This window comes from Erythrobacter sp. 'gip.4 top 5', from assembly GCF_056495765.1.
The window spans coordinates 778133-799610 of sequence record NZ_CP200270.1 but is presented as its reverse complement, the minus strand read 5'-3'; the positions used below and the strand labels follow the sequence as shown (position 1 = coordinate 799610).

Here is a 21478-nt window from a genome sequence, read left to right as displayed (position 1 = left end):
AGGCCGTGTTGACAAAAGGGATTCCCAAATTCGCTTTGTTCTGATTGTGCTTTGCACAGCTTCGCTTCCAAGACTGCTTTTTGAGGAGCAGTCATGGGTCGCGGAGACTTGTCGGATGCGGAATGGGAACTGATCGGGCCGCTGCTGCCGCCTGAGCGTGGCCGCTGGGCGCGTCCCGCAGGGGATAATCGGCGCTTTCTCAATGGCATGTTGCACGTGTTGCGGGTCGGCTGCCCTTGGCGCGACATGCATGAGCGATACGGAAAGTGGAACTCGGTCTATGTCCGGTTCCGGCGCTGGGCCGAACAGGGTGTCTGGGATGCGCTGTTGCAAACGCTGGTTGATCTCGGGCTGACCGACGACTGGCAGCACATGATCGACAGCACCAGCGTTCGCGGCCATGTATCGGCGGCGGGCGGAAAAGGGGGGCTTTTGCGAACGCTCTTGGTCGATCACGCGGCGGCTTTACGAGCAAGATCCACGCCCGCTGTGACAATCAGGGACTGCCTCTCGGCTTCATCCTAACCGACGGCGAAGCCTCCGATTACACCGCAGCCGAGCCATTGATGGAGATCCCGGTCGCCGCGCCCAAGGCGCTGCTTGCCGACAAAGGCTACGACGGTGATCGCTTCAGGGAGAGCCTGCTGATCCGGGGCATCCTGCCGATCATCCCGCCCCGTTCGAACCGCAAGGTGCCCGAGCATCCCGACTATCGCCGCTACCGGGACCGCAACCGCGTCGAGCGCATGTTCGGCAAGCTCAAGCAACAGCGCCGTATCGCCACCCGCTACGACAAGACCGTCCTCTCCTTCGAGAGCTTCCTCAACCTCGCCGCCACACGCCTGTGGCTGAAGTCTTTTGTCAACACGGGCTAGGAGAAGCTTTCGGCGCTGGCTTGCCCGTCTCCTCTTGACCTCAACATCTATCATAAAGGTCAAGTGCTCGGTTCGACAAAAGCGGACAGTCGCAAACCCACCCATCTGCGGCCATGAGCGTGGCCAGTGCGCGATCCCAACAGCTGCATGGCGGCTTTCGGTGAAACCAGACTTTGCCGTTGATGCTCGGGAATGACCGGGTCTGGTCGAGAGCTGCCACTTTCGACTGGCTGATCGAGCTGCTGTTGTCTGCCCCGTCCAAGCATTCCATTCGGCAAGTGGCGAATCGCTGACATTTTGCGTGCCGTTCAACCGCCAGAACTCGATCCCGGCTTTTCAGCCCAACCTGCCGGAGGCTCCGTCCTGGGCGAATGTCTGAGAGTTCCGAGCTCAAGGCGTCAGAGGCATTGAATCCGAACCGCGCAATTGAGGAACAGTGAGCACACCCTACCCCGCGAATTCGGGTTGCATATCTCTGATATTTCGATGGAAACACGGTTTGTGCACAAATGATCCGCCTGCGAGTTATGCGGGTTTGCGGCGAGTTGCGGGCAACTCGCTTGGCCATAACAATCTGAATAGAAGTCGAAATTCTTCGATTACATGCGGATCGTAGACGAGTTGCGGTTTTCTTTGCCGATCACCGCTTCCCCGCCTTGATCGGCACGACCTCGGCACCCTTGCGCAGTTGGTCGAGGTGGTCGCTCCACCATTGCGCCATGGCCACGCGCTCCTTCCAGTGTGCGCCCCGGTGGTACGCGGCGCGGATCCTGTCGCTATCGCCATGGGCTAAGGCACGCTCGATCGCGTCGGGGTGCCACTTGCCGCTTTCGTTGAGAAGAGTTGAGGCCATTGCACGGAAGCCATGGGCGGTCATCTCGTCGGTGGAGTAGCCCAAACGGCGCAGGCCTGCGTTGATCGTGTTGTCACTCATCGGGCGCTTGCGGGAGCGGATCGAGGGGAAGACGTAGCCATCGGGACCGGTCAGCGTGCGGAGGTCTTCGAGGATCGCAATGGACTGGCGTGAGAGCGGGACGAGGTGATCCTTGCGTATCTTGGTTTTGCCCGCAGGGATGGTCCACAACGCGCCTTCAAAATCGAATTCGCTCCATTCTGCATGACGAAGTTCGCCGGGGCGGACGAACACATGCGGGGCCAATTGCATTGCAAGCTTGGTGATGGGTTGCCCCTCATAGCCGTCGATGGCGCGCAGCAACTCGCCCACCCGCGCCGGGTCAATGATCGCGCCGTAGTGGGTGACCGTCGGCGCGGTCAGCGCGCCGCGCAGGTCGCGGGTCGGGTCCGAGGCGAGGCGGGCGGTTGCCACCGCATACCGGAACACCGCACCCGCCAGCTGAAGGGTGCGGCGGGCACTTTCTAACTGGCCTTTGCGCTCGATCTTGCGGACGGCAATCAACACGTCGGCAGGTTCGATGTCGGTGATGGGAAGCTTGCCGATCGATCCCTTGAGCAGCGATAGCAGGTATTCGCTGCGCGTGGCCGTGCTCACCGCCCAGGCCTTTTGACCATCGCGCCGCCGTTTCGCACAGAACTCAGCGGCAATAGCGTCAAAGGTCGTTTCGGCCTGAATGCGCGAACGCACCTTCTCGCGTTGCTTTTCGCGACCGGGATCTTTGCCAGCTGCCACTAGCTCACGGGCGGCATCACGCCTCCGCCGCGCCTCCGCGAGCCCGACCTGAGGGTAGATGCCGATCGCCAGCTTCTTCTCCTTGCCGTCGATGCGGTATTTGACCCGCCACAGCTTGCCGCCGGAAGGCTGCACCAGCAGGAATAGGCCTAGAGTGTCGCCTACCTTATAGGGCTTCTCGCGCGGTTTGGCGTTCCGGATCGCAACATCTGTCAGCGGCATGGCCCTCGGTCCTTTCCCAGCAGGTGGCCCCCACGTGGGGGCCAATCCAATTGCCCGAAATGCCTTGGCCCCGCGATGTGGCCCCCAAGGGCCCCGGATGCAGCGGGAAGAATAGGGACATTCTCGGACGACCGAGGGTCCAAATCCCTCGGATTTCCAAGGGTTTTATAGACTTTCTGGGGCTGTTTGGGAAGGGAGGGCTGGAGCGGGTAGCGGGAACCGAACCGCCGCCATATCGGTGGGGGGCTGGCCGTCGTCCTCGATCATGCGGCTTGAGCCATCTTTATCTTGATGCGATGGACGCTTCCGACACCGATCTTCAACGCATTCGCGGTCTCGTTGATGCTCACGCCTTGGCAAAGCGACTGTTCAACCTTGTGGACGATCTTGGGATCGAGGGGTTTGCGCCCGAGCGTCTTCCCCGATGCCCGAACGCGGGCGAGGGAGGTTTTTACACGCTCGCTGATCATGGCTCGTTCGAACTCAGAGAAGACTCCCAACATCTGGAACATCGCCCGCCCGCTCGGCGTGCTGGTGTCGAGGGCTTGGACATGCAGGTAGAGATCGATCCCCCTGACATTGAGGTCTCCAAGCAAGGACACGAGGTGCTGCAATGATCGACCCAAGCGGCACACTGACCATGCCGCGACCATATCGAACTCCTTGCGAGTGATGGCCTTCAACATCGCGTCGAGACCAGCGCGCTGATCCCTGCCCTTCGCGCCACTGATTCCTTCATCGGAGTAATGTGCGACGATTTCCCACCCCATCCTTTCGGCTGCAAGGTTCAGGTCACGAAGCTGGTTGTCGATGGTCTGCTTGCCATCCGAGGTCGAGACTCTGGTGTAAATCGCTACGCGTTTGGTCATCCATACGGACTCCCACAGATCGAGAATCCGTCAATGTTTTTCCAATGACATCCATATCTGGAATGGTCTTTTCGGCTGATTCCAGACCGACCCCGAATGACGGTTTTCCGCCACTTCCACGACCACGATTCCAGCAGGGTTATTGGAATGGGTCGAGGGGTGAAGGTCAGTGGGGGGATTTCGCGATGGTCGTGCCAATCAGGGCGAAGTTGCGTTCGGTGGGCATGCAGAACAAACATTTGCCATCGCTGGCGTCTGCCCAGATGTTTCCGATCATTCGCTTATCACCTTCGCTGGGGTAAAGGTGGCCGCCCTTGTATTCAACGACAAGGATGCGACCATCATGGAGCATCGCCACAAAATCGGGATAGAACTTGTGCTGGGGCAGTTGGAGCCAAAATGACCCACTCTTGCCTTCCACATTCCTAATCCAGAATCGCACCTGATCCATGCGGTCGAGGTGAACAGCGCAATCGAACTCCTCACCACTTGGTTTGAGGTCGCCGATCAGGTGGGTGTAGTGCTTGTTAAACTTCGTAGTGCCCTTCTGTCTGTTCGATGGTCAGATGATATACCGGCAGATCGATTGTCTCGCCTTGTTCCGGGACAATCCCGCGCCGTGCCAGGGCAAGCCCGGCGATGGTAACGATGTCACCTTCTTCCAGCGCGATCGCGTAATCCTCCGCCAGTTCGGCCAGGGTGACTTCTCCGTCGAGCAGGAAACCGCCATCGGCCAATTTGCGAATCCACTCGGAATCCGGTCCCAGATCCTCATCGATCAAATCTTCCACCAGATCGTCCAGCGTCACAAAACCCAGCGTGCCGCCGTGTTCGTTGACGACCAGCGCGGCGTGAATGCGTTGCTTCTTGAACAGGGCCAGCAGCTCAGTCGCCGACGTGGTCGCCGCGACCCGTGGCAGGGGCCGAGTCATGGCCGACAAGGTCTGATCGCTCCCAGATGTACTTGCGCGGATGAAGTCCTTCACATGAAACACGTCGCCGATATCATCCAGCGACGTTGCGTAAACCGGATAGCGGGTTTGCTGTGACGCGGCGATCAGTTCGACCAGATCGGCCAGCGGGGTGCCCAGCGCGATGGCCTTCATGCGCGATCGCGATGTCATCAGTTCTTCGGCGGTGCGGTCTTCCATCTCAAAAATGTTTTCGATCAGAATCCGCTGCCCATCCTCAAACTGGCCACTGGCGGCAACTTCGTCGGTCGCGATTTCCAGCTCCTTGCTGGTGTAGAGTGAGGCGCTTTTGCCGGGATCGGGGATGCCCAGCATCCGCATCAGCGCAAAGGCAATCTGGTTCAACGCGAACACCATTGGCCGGAACAGAAACCCGAAAAAACGCATCACCGGATTAACGGACAGGCTGGTCTGTTCGGGAAGTTGCAGGGCAAGCGCCTTGGGGATCATCTCGCCGAATACGACGTGGAGATAGGTGATGCCGCCCAGCGCGATGATGAACCCGGCCAGGTGCGATTGATCATAGGACATCCCCCAGCGCTCCAGCGCAGGATAGATCCACGCGGCAACGGCTGGCTCGCCGTACATACCCAGTCCAATACTGGCGAGCGTGATGCCCAATTGGGCGATGGCGATGTAGGAATCCTTGCCGCCCTTGCGATCGAACACGCGCACCAGCCAGCCAGCCGCCCCGCTACCGCCCTTGGCGAGCGTGTCCAGGCGGCTGCGGCGCGATCCGACCAAGGCGAACTCGGCGGCCACGAAGACGCCGTTGATCCCGACAAGCACGATGATGATGATGATCGGCAGGAGATATTCGCTCATGTCTCCTGCTCCGCCTGCACGTCCTGGCGAACCAGCACCCGATGAACGGCATAGCCTGCCATCGCCTCGACAGTCAGGGTGTAGCGCGTGCCGGCCAGCGGCACGACGTCGCCAGCCGACGGCAAACGGCCCAGCTCGTGCCAGACCAGCCCGCCGATCGTGTCGGCGCGGTCGTCGGGCAGATCGATATCGTAGCGGTCGGCCAGCGCAGACAGGCTCACATCCCCGCGCACGCTGCGTCCGTCGGCTTTGGCGATGACCGGATCTTCTTCCTGATCGAATTCATCCTGGATCTCACCAAACACCTCTTCCAACGCATCTTCCAGCGTTACCATGCCTGCGACGGATCCGTATTCGTTGACGACGATGGCCGTGCGCCTGCCATTCTGGCGCAGGATTTGCCACAGTTTCGGCACGGTCATCATCTCGGCCACCACAAGCGGTGGCCGTATCACGGTTTCGACCAGCGTAGTCGCATCGCGCTCGAAGGCTGCGAACAGCGCGCGGATATGCACAATGCCGGCAATGTCCTCGGAGCTCGCGCCTGTCACCGGGAACCGCGAAAACGGCTCCTCTGCCACCCGCGACAAGGCTGCACCGACAGTTTCCTTGGCGGCAACCGTGATCATTCGTGTGCGCGGTGTCAGGATTTCGCGCACCGTGCGCCCGCTTACTCCCAGCGCACCGGCCAGCATCTTGCGTTCATCGGCATCGATCAGGCCGCCAGCCGCGCTTTCGCGGTACAGCCCTTCAAGTTCCTCGGGCGAATGGACGTGGGAGTGGCCGTGATCGCCGTTAAGCCGAAACAGGCGCATCACCGCAAAGGCTGTTCCGTTGAACACAAAAACCAGGGGTTTGAACACCAGCAGGCTGATGGTCATCGGCCACATCGTCGCCATTGCCAGCTGCTCGGGATACCGCAGCGCCACAGTCTTGGGCAAAAGCTCGCCAAACAGGACCTGCAGCACTGTGACCACCATCAACACGATGACAATCGCGGCCACAGCCCCGCCGATCAGGCCGAGCCAGGGAGTCAGCAAGGGCGTAAGCTGCGCCTGCCCGTAGGCACCGGCAATCAGGCTGCTGAGCGTGATGCCCACCTGGCAACCGGCCACATAATTGTCCAGCCGCTTGGGATCCTGCAGGATGGCCAGCAAAGCAATGGCCGAATGGTTACCATTGGCGGCGATTTCCTGCACCCGCGACTTGCGCGAGCCGACCGTGGCAAATTCTGCCGCGACATACAGGGCATTGGCCGCCACCATCAGCATGATGACAGCCAGTGGTAGCAAGACGTCAGCGATACTCATCAAGATCCATTCACATATCGCGCGGCAGCGGGACAGGTTCTACAGGTCTGCATAACGCCTTGCTGGCCTCAAGCCTGTCTATTCCGTTTCATCCAGCGGCATAGGCTTAGCCAAGATCGCTCTGACATACACCCGCTGAACGAACACGAAGGTGACAATCGTCAGCGGCGCTGCGAGCAGCACCCCGAGAAATCCGAACAGCAACCCGAACGCCAAGACCGCAAACAGCAGCACCGCCGGCGGGATATCGACGGCGTGTTTCTGGATCATCGGTTGCAGGACATTGCCCTGCAATTGCTGAACGCCAAGAAACAGCAGCAATGTCCACAAAGCGGTGATCGGCGAAACCGTGAAGGCCAGAAGAACCGCCGGAACGCCGGCAATGATCGGGCCGACCATCGGGATAATGTCAAGCAATCCGGCAATCGTGCCAAGCCCGCCGGCAGCCGGCACGCCCAATAAGGCCAGGCCCGCCCAGGTCAACGCGGCCACCACCAGCGACGAAATCGCCTGTCCCATCATCCATCCGCGCAGGCCCGCTGCCGCATCATCCAGTGCCTGTGCCGCAACCGGTTCAGCCTTTGCCGGAACCAGCAGCAAAAAGCCGCGCCGATAGACATCCGGGTTGGCAGCCATGAAAATCGCCCCGACAAGCACCAGCACAAAATCCGCAAGGCCATTGCCCGCAGCCACGGCAAACCCGCCCGCCTGGCTCACCAGGCGCGACATATCATCGCTGCCGATCTGGGCCAGCTCGTCCAGACTGGTGCCCGGAATGTAACGTTCCACAAAACCGCGAAGCCCTTCGATGGCCTGGGGCAGGGTTTGCCGGATCGTGTCGAACTCATAGGCGATCTGCGTGCCGAACAACGCAAAGGCGCCAATAAACACGCCGAGAAAAGTGAAGATCGCCAGCGCCAGCCCGAGCGAGCGGCCCATTCCGGTTGCACGGCAAATCCGGCCCGTGATCGCATCGAACACAGCGCCCAGAACGATGCTCGCGAAAACCAGCAAGAAAAAGCGGTTGAGCTCGACAACAAGCCAGCCCAATCCCGCGATCAAAAGCACTATCACGGCAGCCAGCGCAACAGCGCCGGGCCTGAGGACGAAAGGTTGTGCCTCGCCCAGGTGGGAGCGCGCCGTGTCGATGGGCGGCTGATTGGTCGGGTGATCCATCCCGAGTTAATAGCCTGCGCAACATCGCTTGGGGAGGCGCGATTTGCAGGCGCGACCGTCGGATCACGAATCTAGACGGTTTGCTTATCCAGACTAATAACCCTTGTTGGTAGCAATGGAGCGCTCCGTGTGCCGTGCGAAAAAAGACATGCCCTGTTGCGGCAGAATTTATCTCCGGCTCCGAAACGCCTTGTGTTTTCGTGCCGATTTGCCGAATCGTAGGCATCCATGATGCCCGGTATCCCCAACCCGCACGCGATCGCGGCGCTCGTCGTCACCGCCGCCATGTTCATCGCTTTTGCGCGCGGCCGGTTATCGGTCGAGATCGTCTCGCTTGTCACGATCGCGGTGATCGCGGTCGGACTTTATTTCTTCCCCTTGCCTGGCGCCAGCCAGACAGACGGCCTGACGCTCGCCTTCGCCGGCTTTGGCCATTACGCACTGATCACCATTTGTGCCTTGATGATCATGGGCCGCGGACTGGTGGTGACCGGGGCGCTTGAGCCTGCAGCGCGGTTTCTTGAGCAGGTGTTCAAATACAATCTCCAACTTGGTCTGCTGGTTTCGCTAGTGCTCGCGATGCTGCTGTCGATGGCGGTCAATGACACGCCGGTGCTGGTGTTGCTGCTGCCGATCTTCGTCACGCTGGCAGCGCGGGGCGCGATGCCGGCATCCAAGACCCTCATTCCACTGAACGCGGCGGTCCTGATCGGAGGAATGGCCACCACGATCGGCACATCGACCAATATCCTGGTTGTCTCCATCGCGACCGATCTTGGGATGCGCCCGATCGGTGTCTTCGATTACACCCCGATCGTGGCGGTCGCAGCGCTTGTCGCGCTGCCCTATATCTGGCTGGTCATGCCGCGCCTGCTGCGCGACAATTCCGCTGACGAGGCGGGCATCAAGCGTCGCTTTCTGGCGCGGATGACCATCAATGAAGACAGTATCCTGAGTGGCAAGGAACTGTCCGAGATCCTTCCCCGCCTGCCTGACGACATCGAGTTTCACGATCCGCCAACGGGCCCGATCCGGCCGCTGCAACGCCTGCGCATCTCAGGGCCGCATGAGGCGCTGGAAGAAGCCTTGCGGCTGCTGAAGGGCGAAGCCGCGCCGGCCTGGGTGCTCGATCAAATCAAGCGCAAAGGGCAGGAAGGCGGCCAGGACATTGTGGTGGTCGAGATGGCCGTTACCAGCGATTCGCGCCTGATCAATCGCTCGCTTCCCGATGCAGGGATCGCCGATCTTTACGGTGTTGCGGTAATCGGCGTCCATCGATCAGACCGCCGGAGCGCCGAAAAAGCCCGCGATGGTGAAGGCGCAGACCTGCGCTTTTCCGAAGGAGACGTGCTGCTGGTGACGGGGCTGCCGGCTGAGTTGCAGTTGTTTGCGCAAGCCGATGGCCTGCTGGTGCTGGAGGGCATGAAAGAGCTGCCGCGCCGCTCAAAAGCGATCCTCGCCGGAGCGATCATGCTGGGATCGGTCGGCACCGCTTCGGTTGGCCTGTTGCCGATCGCCATCGCATCACTGGGCGGCGCGATCCTGATGTTCCTGACAGGATGTGTCAAATTCGACCGGGTCGGGCGGGCGCTTTCGGCCACTGTCATCGTACTGGTCGCTGCCAGCATCGCGATCGGGCGGATCGTTGATGAAAGCGGCGCGGCCATGTGGCTGGGGCAATTGCTATCTTTCGGGTTGCAATATCTTCCCACGGCTGGCGTGCTGGCCGCAATCATGCTGTTCGTGGCCTTGCTCACGAATTTCGCGTCGAATGCCACGGCGGCAACCGTCGGCACGCCAATTTCCTTCGCCATTGCGAGCCAGCTCGGCCTGCCGCCCGAGCCTCTGGTTCTCGCGGTGCTGTTCGGCGCAAACCTGTGTTACGCAACGCCGATGGCCTATCAGACCAACATGCTCATCATGGCGTCAGGATCGTACGAGTTTCGCGACTACATGCGAACCGGCGTCCCGCTGGTGGCGATCATGGTGACGACGCTTTCGATTCTGCTGGTGCTGACCTACAAACTGTAGTTGCCTGGCAGCACAACAAATCCCGCGATCAGGCGACCCGCGCTTGCGCTGCTGCGGCGGTCACGCCCACTGGGCGCAGGATCAGAGTCACGCGGTCGTGACCCACGGCGACATTCAACACATCCCCCGCCTGCACTGCGACCGGATGGGGGAAGGTGTGCAGCACTTGCAGCCAGCCGCCATCTGTATAGCCGTCCGGGTGATTATCGAATGTGATCCCGTCAGCCAGATCAACATGCATCCACTGGACGATACCCGCTGCGATGCCATCCGCCATGACATCGATGCTGAGCAGTTGCAGATCGCTGGGGTGGCGCGTGCGAGTGAGATCGATCCGCAGCAACTCAACGTCACCAGACAGACGCCTCCAGTCGGTCATGGTACCGTGGATCGGCAGCTTCTGCGCCGCCAGCGCGCCAAAACGCGAGACATCGAAACCCGATACCGTTTCAACGAAGACATAATCGGCCAGCACCCGGCTTTCGACCAGGCAGCCAATCGCCGAAGCCGCACGCGGAATAACGATGGCGCCGGGCTTGAGCAGCCGCGCATGGGCATCTTCAAAGGTATCGATCACGCGTTCGGTCAGCAGCTCGCTGGAGAGGATCTCCGAGACCAGAATATCGGCACGTGCGTCCAGATGTTCGCCCACCTGCAATTCGTTGGACGCGGCGGTGTGAACGGTGATGCGATCGGGATAACCGTTGTCCGCGATGATCCTGCGGGCCATCTGCGCGATGATCGGCACCATTTCGCAAGCGGTGACGCGCTGCGCCGCGGCGCGGGCGGCCATCATCGAAAGCAGACCGCTGCCGGTGCCGATATCCAGCACCCTGACGTCCGGTCCGGCGGCGGCAACGGCAGCGACGATTGCGGCCTCAAAGGCATCGTTGCGCCGCGTGTCGTTGAGCATCGGGATATGCCAGAAAGGCACCAGTTCGGCGCTCAATCGGCGGATTTGGTGCTCGATATGGATATTGCCCGGCTGCAACCCCAGTGCATGCGTGAATTGCTCCAGCGCCTCGTTCTTGCGTCCGGCATCGGCCAGCATCACTGCGAGGTTATTCGCGGCGACAGGATTGTCAGGATCGGCCGCGCAGCTGGCTCGCAAGGCCTTGATCGCATAGTCATAGCGGCCGAAAGTGCCATGGATCAGGCCCATTTCGTGATGCGCGACCGCATGATCGGGAACCAGCGCCAGCAACCTTGCCCACACCGCCAGCGCTTCGTCATGATCGCCGCGCTGGCCCAGGATCCCTGCAAGGATCGGAAGGACTTCGCCTACGCGATAATCCTGATCGATAACCATCCGGTAACGCAGCTGCGCCGCATCAAGATTGCCGGCTTCGTGCAATTGCATCGCTTCTTCCAGCAAAATGCGGGCGGCTGCAACGTCTGGCGAAAGTTCAGTCATGTGGTTCCCCCGACGAGCGTGATCGCCCGGCTAGCCAGGAATATTAACCATAAATGTAAAAGTCAGATCGCGCCTGCCTAAGGGCCTTTCCGGAGCAACGTGGCGCTGCTGTTCGGTGAACGGCCAAAGTTTGCTGCATCTGCGAAGACGCCGTTTGACGCATCGACTTCTAGGCTTATGGTCGCGCGGATGGGATTGCGCCTTCGCCTGCCTGACCCGCCACCGCTTGCCAGCCTGATGACGGCCGGACCCGTGGCGCTGTTCCTCGATTTTGACGGAACCCTTGTCGAGATCGCCGATGATCCCGATGCCGTGGCTGTCCCCACACGCTTGGCCGAGCGGCTTGAACGCCTCGCGAGGCGCCTCAATGGGGCACTCGCCGTCGTATCGGGCCGCAGCATTGCCAATCTGCACGATTTCCTTGGGCCGGCGGCGCTGCATTTCGCCGGATCGCACGGCGCTGATGTGCGCGCAGCATCAGGCGCGGCGTTGCGCGTGGCCGAACCCCTGCCCATCGCGGTCGCGGACAAGCTGCGCGCCTTCGCGGGCAAAGCCGGGCTCCTTTACGAACACAAGGCGCATGGCGCCGCGCTGCATTTTCGCGCGCACCCCGATCTGGAGGACAGCGCGCACGATTTCGCGGCCAAGCTGGTCAAAGCACACGGCCTTGCGATCAAGACCGGCAAATGCGTGGTCGAGCTGGTCTGGCCCGGCGCGGACAAGGGCGGCGCTGTTGATCTTTTCCTGACACAACCCGCTTTCGCTGGTGCCATGCCGGTGTTTATCGGCGATGATGTCACGGATGAAGATGGCTTTGCCGCCTGCCAGCGGCACGGCGGCTTCGGGATCGCGGTAGGCGAGAGGCCCGCCGCCGCAGCCCGCTATTCCCTTGAAACAGTAAAGGACGTGCACGCGTGGCTGGAGATATGACGCCCGATCTGGAACTCTGGCCGATCGGCAATTGCCAGGTCAGCGCGCTGATTGACCGTGAGGCTGCGATTGTGTGGTCATGCGTTCCACGGGTCGATGGCGATCCGGTGTTCTGCGCGCTGCTCAACGATGACAACCGTGATGATGGCATCTGGCGGTTCGAATTGGTCGGCCAGGTCAGCGCAACACAAGAATACATCCGCAACACGCCTATCCTTGTGACCCGGCTGGAGGCGGCGGATGGCAGCGCGGTTGAAGTGCTCGATTTCTGCCCCCGCCATGAAGGCAAGGGACGAATGTACCGCCCGGTTGCGATCAGCCGGATTGTCCGCCCCGTGGCGGGCAGTCCGCGCATCCGTGCTGTCCTGCGTCCAATGCGCGATTTCGGCGCGGCGCGGGCAGAGAGCACGCATGGTTCCAACCACATCCGCTTCCTGATCGGCCCGCAGGCGCTGCGCCTCAGCACCGACGCGCCGGTCGGCTACATCCTCGAACAGCGCAGCTTTCGGGTAGAACACGATCTGCACTTCTTCCTCGGCCCGGACGAACCTTTCGATGGCAACCTGCGCGAAGAAATCCGCCGGATGGAGCAGGCCACCCGCAGCTATTGGCAGCATTGGGTGCGCAGCCTGGCCACGCCGGTCCAGTGGCAACAGGAGGTCATCCGCTGCGCCATCACGCTGAAACTGTGCCAACATGAAGAAACGGGCGCGATTGTCGCGGCGCTGACGACCTCGATCCCCGAAGCCCTGCATTCGGAACGCAACTGGGATTACCGCTACTGCTGGATCCGCGATTCCTATTACACCGTGCAGGCGCTGAACCGGCTGGGTGCGCTTGATGTGCTGGAGAAATATCTCGCCTATCTGCGCAATATCGTCGACGGGGCCAAGGGCGGGCAGATCCAGCCGCTTTATTCAGTTATGGGGGTGGCCGAGCTCAATGAAACCACTGCGCCCGCGCTTTCCGGTTATCGCGGCATGGGGCCGGTGCGGGTCGGCAATGCGGCCTACAAGCAGATCCAGCATGATTGTTACGGCCAGATCGTGCTGCCGACTGTGCAGAGCTTCATCGACCAGCGGTTGCTGCGGATCGCCGACGACTGCGATTTCGAAAGCCTGGAACAGGTGGGCGAAATGGCCTGGGCAATGCACGACCAGCCTGACGCGGGCCTGTGGGAATTTCGCACCCGGCAGGAAGTCCACACCTATTCCGCCGTGATGAGCTGGGCCGCCTGTGACCGGCTGGCGATGGCGGCCAATTGGCTCGGCAAGGCAAGCCGCGCACAATTGTGGCAGGAGCGCGCCGACGCGATCCGGGCCAAGATCGAAGCGGAAGCCTGGGTCGAAAACGGCGCAGAAGGCGGGCATTACGGGGCCAGCTTCGAAAGCGACTATCTTGATGCAAGCCTGCTTCAAATGGTTGAATTGCGCTTTCTTGCGCCGGACAATCCGCGCTTCCTGTCGACCTTCGCGGCGGTCGAACAGCAGCTGCGGCGCGGCGATTTCATGCTGCGCTACGCGGCAGAGGACGATTTCGGCGCGCCCGAAACGGCGTTCAACGTCTGCACTTTCTGGCTGATCGAAGCGCTCCATCTGGTCGGCCGCACCGATGAAGCGCGGCGTTTGTTCGAGACGATGCTCAGCCATACGACCCGTTCAGGCCTGCTGAGCGAAGACCTCGATTACAAAGATGATGAGCTGTGGGGGAACTTTCCACAGACCTACTCACTAGTCGGTATCATTAACTGCGCCGGACTTTTGTCCAAACCATGGAGTGATGTCCGATAGCCCGCCTGATTATCATATCAAACCGCGTGGCCGTGCCCAAGGCGCGGGGCGCCGCCGGCGCGCAAGGCGGCCTTGCCGGCGCGCTGAATTCCGCGCTCAAGGACAATGGCGGGATCTGGTTCGGGTGGTCAGGGCAGGAAAATGACGATCCGGCCAATTCCATCCACCTTGAACGCGAAGACGGCGTGACGACAGCCACAGTCGATTTGTCCGGCCGCGATATTCATGAATATTATAACGGCTATGCCAATGCGACGCTGTGGCCGCTTTTCCATTACCGGCTCGATCTGACGCAATACGAGCGTGAGACCGCCAAGGGCTATGAGCGCGTCAACGAACATTTCGCCGAACGCGTCTCACCGCTGATCGAGCCTGACGATCTGGTGTGGGTGCATGATTATCACCTCCTGCCGCTGGGTGAACGCCTGCGCGCGCGCGGCGTGACCAATCGCATCGGATTTTTCCTCCATATCCCCTGGCCGCCGACGCGGCTGTTCGTGTCCCTGCCCTTCCATGAACGGCTGGTGCGCACGATGCTCGATTACGACCTCATCGGCTTCCAGACCGATGAATGGCGTGAGAGCTTTCTGCATTACTGCCGCGAGGAGCTGGGCGCACAGGTCGACGGCGCGACAGGCACGATCCAGTTCGAAGGCAAGACGGCGATCGCCCGCGCCTATCCAATCGGGATCGATTGGGATCATTTCCAGGCCCAAGGCGCAACCGACGAAGCCCGCATCGCCGAGCAGCGGCTGATCGAATCCACCCGTCACCGCACAGCCATGATCGGGGTCGACCGGCTCGACTATTCCAAGGGCCTGCCGGAACGCATTGATGGCATTTCGCGCTTCTTCGACCAGAATCCCGAACGTATCCGCGACCTCGTGTTCATTCAGATTGCCCCGCCCAGCCGTGAGGACGTGAAGAGCTATCAGGATATCCGGATGCTGCTGGAACAGAAGACCGGGCAGATCAACGGCGCACAAAGCGAGGTCGATCTGGTGCCGATCCGTTACGTCAACCGCGGCTATTCTCACGCTGAACTGTACGGATTTTTCCGCGCATCCAAGATCGGTCTGGTCACGCCGCTGCGGGACGGGATGAACCTTGTCGCCAAGGAGTATGTCGCAGCGCAGGACCCCGAGGATCCCGGCGTGCTTATCCTGTCGCGCTTTGCTGGCGCGGTGCAGCAGTTGGGTGTGGAGGATCGCGGCGCCGTGCTGGTCAATTCCTACAGCCCGGATGATATATCCCACGCGATCCGCGTGGCGCTCGACATGCCACTGGCCGAGCGCAAGGCGCGCTACGAAACGATGATCACAACGATCCGGGATGATAATGTGCAGGCCTGGACCAGCCGCTTTTGCGCCGATCTCGCCGCCACGCGGTCGGATCGCTGCAAGCTGGCATTGAGCTAGTCCCCGACGAAATCGCCCGGTGTCCCTTCGTGTGGGGCTTCGTGCGTGGCCCAATCGGCGCGGCCGGGGGGCCGCACCGGGGTACCGGCCGGCCCATCACCCTCAATCGCTTCGCCTTGCCGAAGCCGGTGCAGGTGAACCTTGGCAATCATGTTGGCGGTGATCGGTGCGGTGACAAACAGAAAGACCGAGACCAGCAGTTCATGCGTGGACCATACGTCCCCGACCAGATAAAACCAGGCGACCGATGCCACCAGCATCGCGCCAATACCCAAGGTTGTCGCCTTGGTCGGACCGTGCAGGCGTTCCATCAGCGTGGGCAGACGCACCAGACCCCAGCTGCCAATCAGCGCAAAGGCACTGCCGAGCACGATTAGCCCGCTGACGACCAGATCGGCCATAGAAAGCGCCGTGCCGCTCATTCGATCACATCCCCGCGCAACACGAACTTGGCGTAGGCTGCCGTTCCGACAAAGCCGACCATTGCCAGCAACAATGCCGCCTCGAACGACGCTCCGCTGCCTTCGGCAATGCCGGTCAGTACGATGATCCCGATGACGTTGATAACCATCGTATCGAGGGCCAGAATACGATCTGCTACCCCCGGACCTTTGAACAGACGCCACAGGTTCAGCGCAAGCGCAAGGCCAAGCGCACCAAAGCCGAAGGCGAGCGCGTATCCGATCATCGGAACACCTCCTTCAGTCGCGCCTCATACCGTGTTTTGACCTGCGTTATCGCGGCCTCTGGATCAGGCGCGTGAAGCGCATGGACGAGAAGGTAATTGCCACATGCGGAAATATCGGACGACACCGTCCCCGGCGTTAGGCTGATCGTGCCGGCAAACACCGTAATCGCTTCGGGCGAAGTCAGTTCAAGTGGAACGACCAGCCATGCAGGGCGCAAGGCGCGGTTCGGCTTGAACAGAATGATCGCGGCAACCTCGAAATTGGCGACCACGACATCCCACAGCACAATCCCGAGATAAACCATGGCGGGCACGAACCGCACCGGCGGTCGCTCCGGCCACCACGGCGCGGTGAAGATGGGTACAAGAACGCCGAACACCAGCCCAAGGAACAGCGTGCCGAAGGTGAAATCGCTCACCATCACCACCCACATGAGCACAAGCAGCACACTAAGACCGGGATGCGGCAGAAGGCGGTTCATCATGGCGCAGCCTCCCCCAGCACAGCGCGGGCGGTTTGGGCTGGATCAAGCACCTGCGCGGCGGCGGCATCAGCATAGGCGCTCACCCAGCCTGCTCCAACCGACAGCGCGGCGAGCAACGCGAGCGCAATGGCCGGCGCGGCGAGATCAGCGCGGGTGGCAGGCCCAGCGGGAACCTCGCACTCGGCCGATTTCCAGAACACCGCGCTCCCCACCCGCGCAAAGCCGACGACCCCGATGAAAGTGGTCCCAAGAATGACGCCCCACGCCCACCCCCAGTTTGGCAGGGACGCGACCGAATTCAGGATCAGCAATTTGCCGATGAAGCCCGACAAGGGCGGCAGGCCGGTGGTTGCGATTGCGGTGGCCATGAACAGCAAAGCCACCCCGCCGCGCCCCGGAAAGGCCGGACCGGGCACTGCGTTATCGCCAAAAGCCCCGCGCCGCCGTGCCGTGGCATCTGCCACCATGAACAGCGCCGCAGCCGCCAAGGTCGAATGGACAAGGTAGTAAAGGCCTGCGCCAAGGCTCCCCGCGCTCCACCCCGCGACCGCGATCAGCAGCGTGCCGGTTGATCCGATAACGGCGTAGGCCGCCTGTTCGGACATGCTACGGGCGACGAACACGCCAGCAAAACCGATGATCGCACTCCCGATCGCCGCGGGAAGCAGGTAAGGCGCAGGCACCCAGGCCGCCGCGCCCGCGCCCTCACCAAACACCTGCGGCACCACCCGGATCAGCGAATAGACGCCGACCTTGGTCATGATCGCAAACAGCGCCGCGACCGCCGGGGTCGATACCGCATAGGTCCGCGCCAGCCACAGGTGGAGCGGGGCGACGGCGGCCTTCAACGCAAACACGCTCACCAGCAGCAACGCCGCGATCCGCAGCAGACCCTGATCCGCCGGCGCGATGGCGGCCACCCGCGCGCCCATGTCCGCCATGTTGAGCGTGCCGGTCAGTGCATAGAGAATCCCCAGCGCGATCAGGAACAGCGATGATCCTACCAGGTTGACGACGACATATTGCACCCCGGCTTTCAGCCGCGCCGGCCCTTGGCCATGCAGCATCAGACCGTAGGACGCGATCAGCAGGACTTCAAAGAACACGAAGAGATTGAACAAGTCTCCTGTCAGAAATGCGCCGTTGAGGCCCATCAGCTGAAATTGGAACAGGGCATGAAAATGCCATCCCTTGCGATCCGCCCGCGTGAGCACGGCGTGCAACAATACGACCAATGCCAGGCACGCTGTCAGAACCAGCATCATCGCCGCCAGCCGGTCTGCCACCAACACGATACCGAACGGCGCGGGCCATTCACCCAGCGCATAGGCAATCACGGTGCCATCGCTGACCCAACCCATCAGCGTCAGTGCGCATCCCAGCAAGGCGAGGCACGAGATCAAGGCAATTGCGACGCCCAGCATTGGTCGACGCCGCATGACCAGCAGCACAATCGGAGCCGCGAGCGCAGGAATAACAACCGGCAGGATCGGAAGATGAACGGCGAGCGTCACGGGGGACCCTCCTTCCCGTCATCATCGGGCGCGTTGGCCAACCCGTCCTGCGCGTCGCACGAAACCGTATCGCCATCGACATGGTCGCTGCCGGTTTCAAGGAAGCTGCGAAGGGCCAGGATCACCACGAAGGCGGTCATGCCGAAGGTGATCACGATGGCGGTCAACACCAGCGCCTGCGGCAGGGGATCGGCATACTCGCTGACCGCTGCATCCCAGATCGCAGGCCGGCCTATCACCAGCCGGCCCGAAGCGAACAGGAACAGGTTAACCGCATAGGAGAACAGCGTAAGGCCGAGCACTACCTGAAACGTACGCGCCCGCAACGCAAGGAAGATGCCGCCTGCGACCAGTACGCCAATCGCGCTGGCCATCAGAAATTCATAGCTCATGTCCGGCCCTCACCCGTCTGGCGCGACGCATGAGCGCGTGCGGCGCGCTGCGCGATGTGGCTCAATTGCGCCAGTGCCAGCATCACTGCGCCGAACACGGTCAGGAACACCCCGATATCAAACAGCAGCGCGCTGGCGAGTTCGAATTTGCCGATCAGCGGCAGATAGAAATAGCCGAATGTCGATGTGAGGAAATTAGCCCCGAACACCAAGGCACCCAGTCCGGTTGCCATGGCGACGAGCACACCCCAGGCGATCAGTTGATGCTCGCCAAAGCGCTTGCGTTCATTGGACCAGTCGAACCCGGCGGCGAGATATTGGATTAGAAACGCAATCGCGACCACAAGTGCGGAGATGAATCCGCCGCCCGGCTGATTGTGGCCACGCAGAAACAGGTAGATCCCCACGGTTAGCGTCAGCGGCAGGACGATCCGGCTGGCCACGACCAGCATGATCGGGTGGCGTTCGGGCGAGTGAGTCATGTCTTCGCGCCACGCCCGAAGCCGCGCACCCGCCGCGCCCACTGCTGTACTGTCTAGCAGCGCAAAAATGCCAAGCCCGGCGATGCCCAGCACGATGATCTCGCCCAGCGTGTCAAAGGCGCGAAAATCAACCAGCGTGACGTTGACAACATTGGTTCCGCCACCGCCAGACTTGGCATTGGCGAGGTGGTAAGCAGCGATGCTTGGCCCCGGATCACGGGTCAGCATCGCCCACGCGATCCCGCCTATCAGAACGCCGCCGCTTATGGCCAGCGCGCCATCCCGCCACTTGCGCGGCGCAGTCGACAGCAGCGGCGGGCTTTTTGGCAGAAGGTTCAGCGCGAGCAGCAGCAGCAGGATCGTCACCACCTCGACGGAGATCTGGGTAAGCGCGAGATCGGGTGCAGAAAATTGCACGAAGGCGAGACTGATGATGAGGCCGATGACGCTGACATAGATCAACACCCGAAAGCGATTGCGCAAATCATTCACCACCGCCGCGGTCGCCGCGATCAGCAGCACCCAGGCAACAATGGCGACAGGGTTGGCCGGCAGAAGCGTCCTGTCGCCGGTAAGAACGCCGCCGGCCTGCGCGCCGTCGATCACGAGCAGCACGATCACAACAAAGCTCATCAGCAGCATCCGCTGCAGCGATGGCGTATGCGTAGCAACCATCGCCTTCCTCACCCACGTGTCGGTGAAGGCGAAGACCCGTTCGAACATGCGCTTGGCGTCAGGCAGAACGGCGCGCTCCCACACGGAGAGAAGCGGCCGATGCTGCCACAACAGCAACGCCCCGCCTGCTACCGCGATCAGGCTGAGGATCAGCGCGAGATTGACGCCGTGCCACAATGCCAGATCAAAGTCCGGTACGGGCGCTCCGGTCACCGACGCTGTCACCGCGCCAACCAGCGGCCCGGCCAGCAGCATCGGGATCAGGCCCAGCAGCACCGCCAGAATAGTCAGAAAGGCCGGCGCCGCCCACATGCCTGGGCCGGGATCATGCGCGCGAGCGAAAGGCTCAGCCTCGCGAGGGCGCCCAAAAAACAGGTGTACCGCGAGACGCAATGAATAGCCGACCGAAAAGGTTGCGCCCAGCGTCGCCAGCACAGGCAACAACCACGGCAGGCCAAACAGCGTAAGCTTGGGCGTTTCGTAGAGCATGAGCTCCTTGGAAATGAAGCCGCCCAAGGGCGGAAGCCCCGCCATCGAGGCCGCCGCGAGCGTTGCGACCAGCGCCGTGATCGGCATCGCCTTGGCAAGGCCGCCCAGCCGCCGGATGTCACGCGTGCCGGTTTCGTGTTCAACGATCCCGGCGCTCATGAACAAGGCGGCCTTGAACGCGGCGTGGTTGAGGATGTGGAGCACGGCAGCCAGGGCGGCTGCCTTAAGCGAAAAGCCGAGCAGCATCACCAGCATTCCCAATTGGGAGATGGTTGAATAGGCAAGAATGCTTTTCAGATCATGCCGGAACAGCGCAACCACCGCGCCGAAGATCATTGTCGTCAAACCAACGGTTGTGACGATCACCGTATAAAGCTCGGTTCCCGCCAGCACCGGCCACAGGCGGGCAAGCAGGAACATACCGGCCTTCACCATGGTCGCAGAATGCAGATAGGCGCTGACAGGGGTGGGTGCGGCCATCGCGTGGGGAAGCCAGAAGTGGAATGGAAACTGCGCGGACTTGGTGAAACATCCCAGCAGGATCAGCCCAAGGGCGGCGGGATAAAGCGGAGAGGCGCGCACCACGTCTCCGCGTTCCAGAATTGTTGCCAGATCGAACGAGCCGGCCACCGATCCCAGCAGCACCATGCCCCCGATCAGCGCAAGGCCGCCGCCACCAGTAACTGCCAGCGCCATCCGCGCCCCCTGCCGGGCTTCAGCCTTGTGCTTCCAGAACCCGATCAACAGGAATGAAGCCAAGCTGGTCATCTCCCAGAAGACCAGCAGCAACAATACATTTCCGGCAATCACGATGCCCAGCATCGCGCCTTGAAACAGCATCAGGCTGGCAAAGAAACGGCCTGTCGCTTCGCTCGCGTCGAGATAGAAATGCCCGAAGATCACAACCAGGAGGCCAATGCCGAGGATCAATCCGGCGAACATCAGTCCAAGAGGATCGACCATCAGCGTCAGATCAAGGCCCAGGGCCGGTACCCAAGCCCAATTTGCCGAAGGGACATCACCGGCAATGACAGGCGACGCCAGCGTTGCCAGCAGCGCAAGCCCGCCCGCACTTGCCCCGGCCGCAAGGCCCGAATGCACCGCACGGTGTGACCGGTGAAGCAGCGCGATCGCTAGCGCGGCGACAAAGGGGAGCGCCACCAGCATCAAAAGCGTCAAGGCATTAGCCATTGGCGGTCCCGGCGGTCCTTCTTGAGGTGAATTGACGTTGTGACACCGCCCTTATCGACGCCCCTGAGCGGCATAGACGAGGG

At 61.5% G+C, this 21478-nt stretch carries 17 protein-coding genes and 1 pseudogene; 6 read left to right on the top strand and 12 right to left on the bottom strand.

Annotated elements, in window-relative coordinates; genetic code table 11:
- Nucleotides 1-93: 93 nt before the first annotated feature.
- A pseudogene (locus ACRANW_RS03860) lies at nt 94-875 on the top strand (IS5 family transposase).
- Nucleotides 876-1515: 640 nt separating this feature from the next.
- Here ACRANW_RS03860 and ACRANW_RS03855 read toward each other — a convergent pair.
- Together ACRANW_RS03855 and ACRANW_RS03850 are read right to left on the bottom strand one after the other, a co-directional pair.
- The gene (locus ACRANW_RS03855; protein WP_479433229.1) at nt 1516-2745 is read right to left on the bottom strand and encodes a tyrosine-type recombinase/integrase; all 1230 of its coding nucleotides are present in this window, start codon (nt 2743-2745) and stop codon (nt 1516-1518) included.
- 263 nt (nt 2746-3008) lie between these two features.
- Nucleotides 3009-3614 (bottom strand): recombinase family protein, encoded by a 606-nt coding sequence (locus tag ACRANW_RS03850; RefSeq protein ID WP_479433228.1) that lies wholly within the window; start codon nt 3612-3614, stop codon nt 3009-3011.
- Nucleotides 3615-3783: 169 nt separating this feature from the next.
- On the opposite strand from ACRANW_RS03850, the gene ACRANW_RS03845 reads away from it, so the two are divergent.
- The gene (locus ACRANW_RS03845; RefSeq protein WP_479433227.1) at nt 3784-4017 is read left to right on the top strand and encodes a hypothetical protein; all 234 of its coding nucleotides are present in this window, start codon (nt 3784-3786) and stop codon (nt 4015-4017) included.
- 124 nt (nt 4018-4141) lie between these two features.
- Here the strand turns inward: ACRANW_RS03845 and ACRANW_RS03840 are convergent, their stop codons facing one another.
- From ACRANW_RS03840 to ACRANW_RS03830, 3 genes are all read right to left on the bottom strand, one after another.
- Nucleotides 4142-5410, bottom strand: a complete 1269-nt coding sequence (locus tag ACRANW_RS03840; RefSeq protein WP_479433226.1) for a hemolysin family protein — start codon at nt 5408-5410, stop codon at nt 4142-4144.
- Nucleotides 5407-6720 (bottom strand): hemolysin family protein, encoded by a 1314-nt coding sequence (locus ACRANW_RS03835; RefSeq protein WP_479433225.1) that lies wholly within the window; start codon nt 6718-6720, stop codon nt 5407-5409. Before ACRANW_RS03835 ends, ACRANW_RS03840 begins: the two co-directional genes overlap by 4 nt.
- A gap of 78 nt (nt 6721-6798) precedes the next feature.
- The gene (locus ACRANW_RS03830) at nt 6799-7896 is read right to left on the bottom strand and encodes an AI-2E family transporter (protein WP_479433224.1); all 1098 of its coding nucleotides are present in this window, start codon (nt 7894-7896) and stop codon (nt 6799-6801) included.
- Nucleotides 7897-8124: 228 nt separating this feature from the next.
- Here ACRANW_RS03830 and ACRANW_RS03825 point away from each other — a divergent pair, with 228 nt between their 5' ends.
- Nucleotides 8125-9927, top strand: a complete 1803-nt coding sequence (locus ACRANW_RS03825; protein ID WP_479433223.1) for an SLC13 family permease — start codon at nt 8125-8127, stop codon at nt 9925-9927.
- A gap of 28 nt (nt 9928-9955) precedes the next feature.
- On the opposite strand, the gene ACRANW_RS03820 is transcribed toward ACRANW_RS03825, so the two are convergent.
- Nucleotides 9956-11341 (bottom strand): class I SAM-dependent methyltransferase, encoded by a 1386-nt coding sequence (locus tag ACRANW_RS03820; protein ID WP_479433222.1) that lies wholly within the window; start codon nt 11339-11341, stop codon nt 9956-9958.
- 189 nt (nt 11342-11530) lie between these two features.
- Between ACRANW_RS03820 and otsB the strand changes: the two genes are divergently transcribed.
- The 3 genes from otsB to ACRANW_RS03805 are packed head-to-tail and all read left to right on the top strand — an operon-like array spanning nt 11531 to nt 15479.
- Nucleotides 11531-12271, top strand: a complete 741-nt coding sequence (gene otsB / locus ACRANW_RS03815; RefSeq protein WP_479433221.1) for a trehalose-phosphatase — start codon at nt 11531-11533, stop codon at nt 12269-12271.
- The gene (locus ACRANW_RS03810) at nt 12268-14061 is read left to right on the top strand and encodes a glycoside hydrolase family 15 protein (RefSeq protein WP_479433862.1); all 1794 of its coding nucleotides are present in this window, start codon (nt 12268-12270) and stop codon (nt 14059-14061) included. The genes otsB and ACRANW_RS03810 overlap by 4 nt, the downstream gene beginning before the upstream one ends.
- Nucleotides 14058-15479: an alpha,alpha-trehalose-phosphate synthase (UDP-forming) gene (locus ACRANW_RS03805; RefSeq protein ID WP_479433861.1), complete on the top strand. Its 1422-nt coding sequence runs from the start codon at nt 14058-14060 to the stop codon at nt 15477-15479. Before ACRANW_RS03810 ends, ACRANW_RS03805 begins: the two co-directional genes overlap by 4 nt.
- On the opposite strand, the gene ACRANW_RS03800 is transcribed toward ACRANW_RS03805, so the two are convergent.
- The 6 genes from ACRANW_RS03800 to ACRANW_RS03775 are packed head-to-tail and all read right to left on the bottom strand — an operon-like array spanning nt 15476 to nt 21395.
- Nucleotides 15476-15901 carry a Na+/H+ antiporter subunit G gene (locus ACRANW_RS03800; RefSeq protein ID WP_479433220.1) on the bottom strand — a complete coding sequence of 142 codons (426 nt, stop codon included), beginning with the start codon at nt 15899-15901 and terminating at the stop codon, nt 15476-15478. The genes ACRANW_RS03805 and ACRANW_RS03800 overlap by 4 nt on opposite strands.
- The gene (locus tag ACRANW_RS03795) at nt 15898-16167 is read right to left on the bottom strand and encodes a K+/H+ antiporter subunit F (RefSeq protein WP_479433219.1); all 270 of its coding nucleotides are present in this window, start codon (nt 16165-16167) and stop codon (nt 15898-15900) included. Before ACRANW_RS03795 ends, ACRANW_RS03800 begins: the two co-directional genes overlap by 4 nt.
- Nucleotides 16164-16652 carry a Na+/H+ antiporter subunit E gene (locus ACRANW_RS03790; protein WP_479433218.1) on the bottom strand — a complete coding sequence of 163 codons (489 nt, stop codon included), beginning with the start codon at nt 16650-16652 and terminating at the stop codon, nt 16164-16166. The genes ACRANW_RS03795 and ACRANW_RS03790 overlap by 4 nt, the downstream gene beginning before the upstream one ends.
- Complete coding sequence (locus ACRANW_RS03785; RefSeq protein WP_479433217.1) at nt 16649-18166, bottom strand: monovalent cation/H+ antiporter subunit D; 1518 nt, start codon at nt 18164-18166, stop codon at nt 16649-16651. The genes ACRANW_RS03790 and ACRANW_RS03785 overlap by 4 nt, the downstream gene beginning before the upstream one ends.
- Complete coding sequence (locus tag ACRANW_RS03780; RefSeq protein ID WP_479433216.1) at nt 18163-18558, bottom strand: Na+/H+ antiporter subunit C; 396 nt, start codon at nt 18556-18558, stop codon at nt 18163-18165. The genes ACRANW_RS03785 and ACRANW_RS03780 overlap by 4 nt, the downstream gene beginning before the upstream one ends.
- The gene (locus ACRANW_RS03775; protein ID WP_479433215.1) at nt 18555-21395 is read right to left on the bottom strand and encodes a monovalent cation/H+ antiporter subunit A; all 2841 of its coding nucleotides are present in this window, start codon (nt 21393-21395) and stop codon (nt 18555-18557) included. The genes ACRANW_RS03780 and ACRANW_RS03775 overlap by 4 nt, the downstream gene beginning before the upstream one ends.
- Nucleotides 21396-21478: the final 83 nt, after the last annotated feature.

Excerpts from the sequence above, each read along its gene's own strand:
- ACRANW_RS03855 (WP_479433229.1), bottom strand. The coding sequence starts at position 2,745 with ATGCCGCTGACAGATGTTGCGATCCGGAACGCCAAACCGCGCGAGAAG.
- ACRANW_RS03850 (WP_479433228.1), bottom strand. The coding sequence starts at position 3,614 with ATGACCAAACGCGTAGCGATTTACACCAGAGTCTCGACCTCGGATGGC.
- ACRANW_RS03840 (WP_479433226.1), bottom strand. The coding sequence starts at position 5,410 with ATGAGCGAATATCTCCTGCCGATCATCATCATCATCGTGCTTGTCGGG.
- ACRANW_RS03835 (WP_479433225.1), bottom strand. The coding sequence starts at position 6,720 with ATGAGTATCGCTGACGTCTTGCTACCACTGGCTGTCATCATGCTGATG.
- ACRANW_RS03830 (WP_479433224.1), bottom strand. The coding sequence starts at position 7,896 with ATGGATCACCCGACCAATCAGCCGCCCATCGACACGGCGCGCTCCCAC.
- ACRANW_RS03825 (WP_479433223.1), top strand. The coding sequence starts at position 8,125 with ATGATGCCCGGTATCCCCAACCCGCACGCGATCGCGGCGCTCGTCGTC.
- ACRANW_RS03820 (WP_479433222.1), bottom strand. The coding sequence starts at position 11,341 with ATGACTGAACTTTCGCCAGACGTTGCAGCCGCCCGCATTTTGCTGGAA.
- otsB (WP_479433221.1), top strand. The coding sequence starts at position 11,531 with ATGGGATTGCGCCTTCGCCTGCCTGACCCGCCACCGCTTGCCAGCCTG.
- ACRANW_RS03810 (WP_479433862.1), top strand. The coding sequence starts at position 12,268 with ATGACGCCCGATCTGGAACTCTGGCCGATCGGCAATTGCCAGGTCAGC.
- ACRANW_RS03800 (WP_479433220.1), bottom strand. The coding sequence starts at position 15,901 with ATGAGCGGCACGGCGCTTTCTATGGCCGATCTGGTCGTCAGCGGGCTA.
- ACRANW_RS03795 (WP_479433219.1), bottom strand. The coding sequence starts at position 16,167 with ATGATCGGATACGCGCTCGCCTTCGGCTTTGGTGCGCTTGGCCTTGCG.
- ACRANW_RS03790 (WP_479433218.1), bottom strand. The coding sequence starts at position 16,652 with ATGATGAACCGCCTTCTGCCGCATCCCGGTCTTAGTGTGCTGCTTGTG.
- ACRANW_RS03780 (WP_479433216.1), bottom strand. The coding sequence starts at position 18,558 with ATGAGCTATGAATTTCTGATGGCCAGCGCGATTGGCGTACTGGTCGCA.
- ACRANW_RS03775 (WP_479433215.1), bottom strand. The coding sequence starts at position 21,395 with ATGGCTAATGCCTTGACGCTTTTGATGCTGGTGGCGCTCCCCTTTGTC.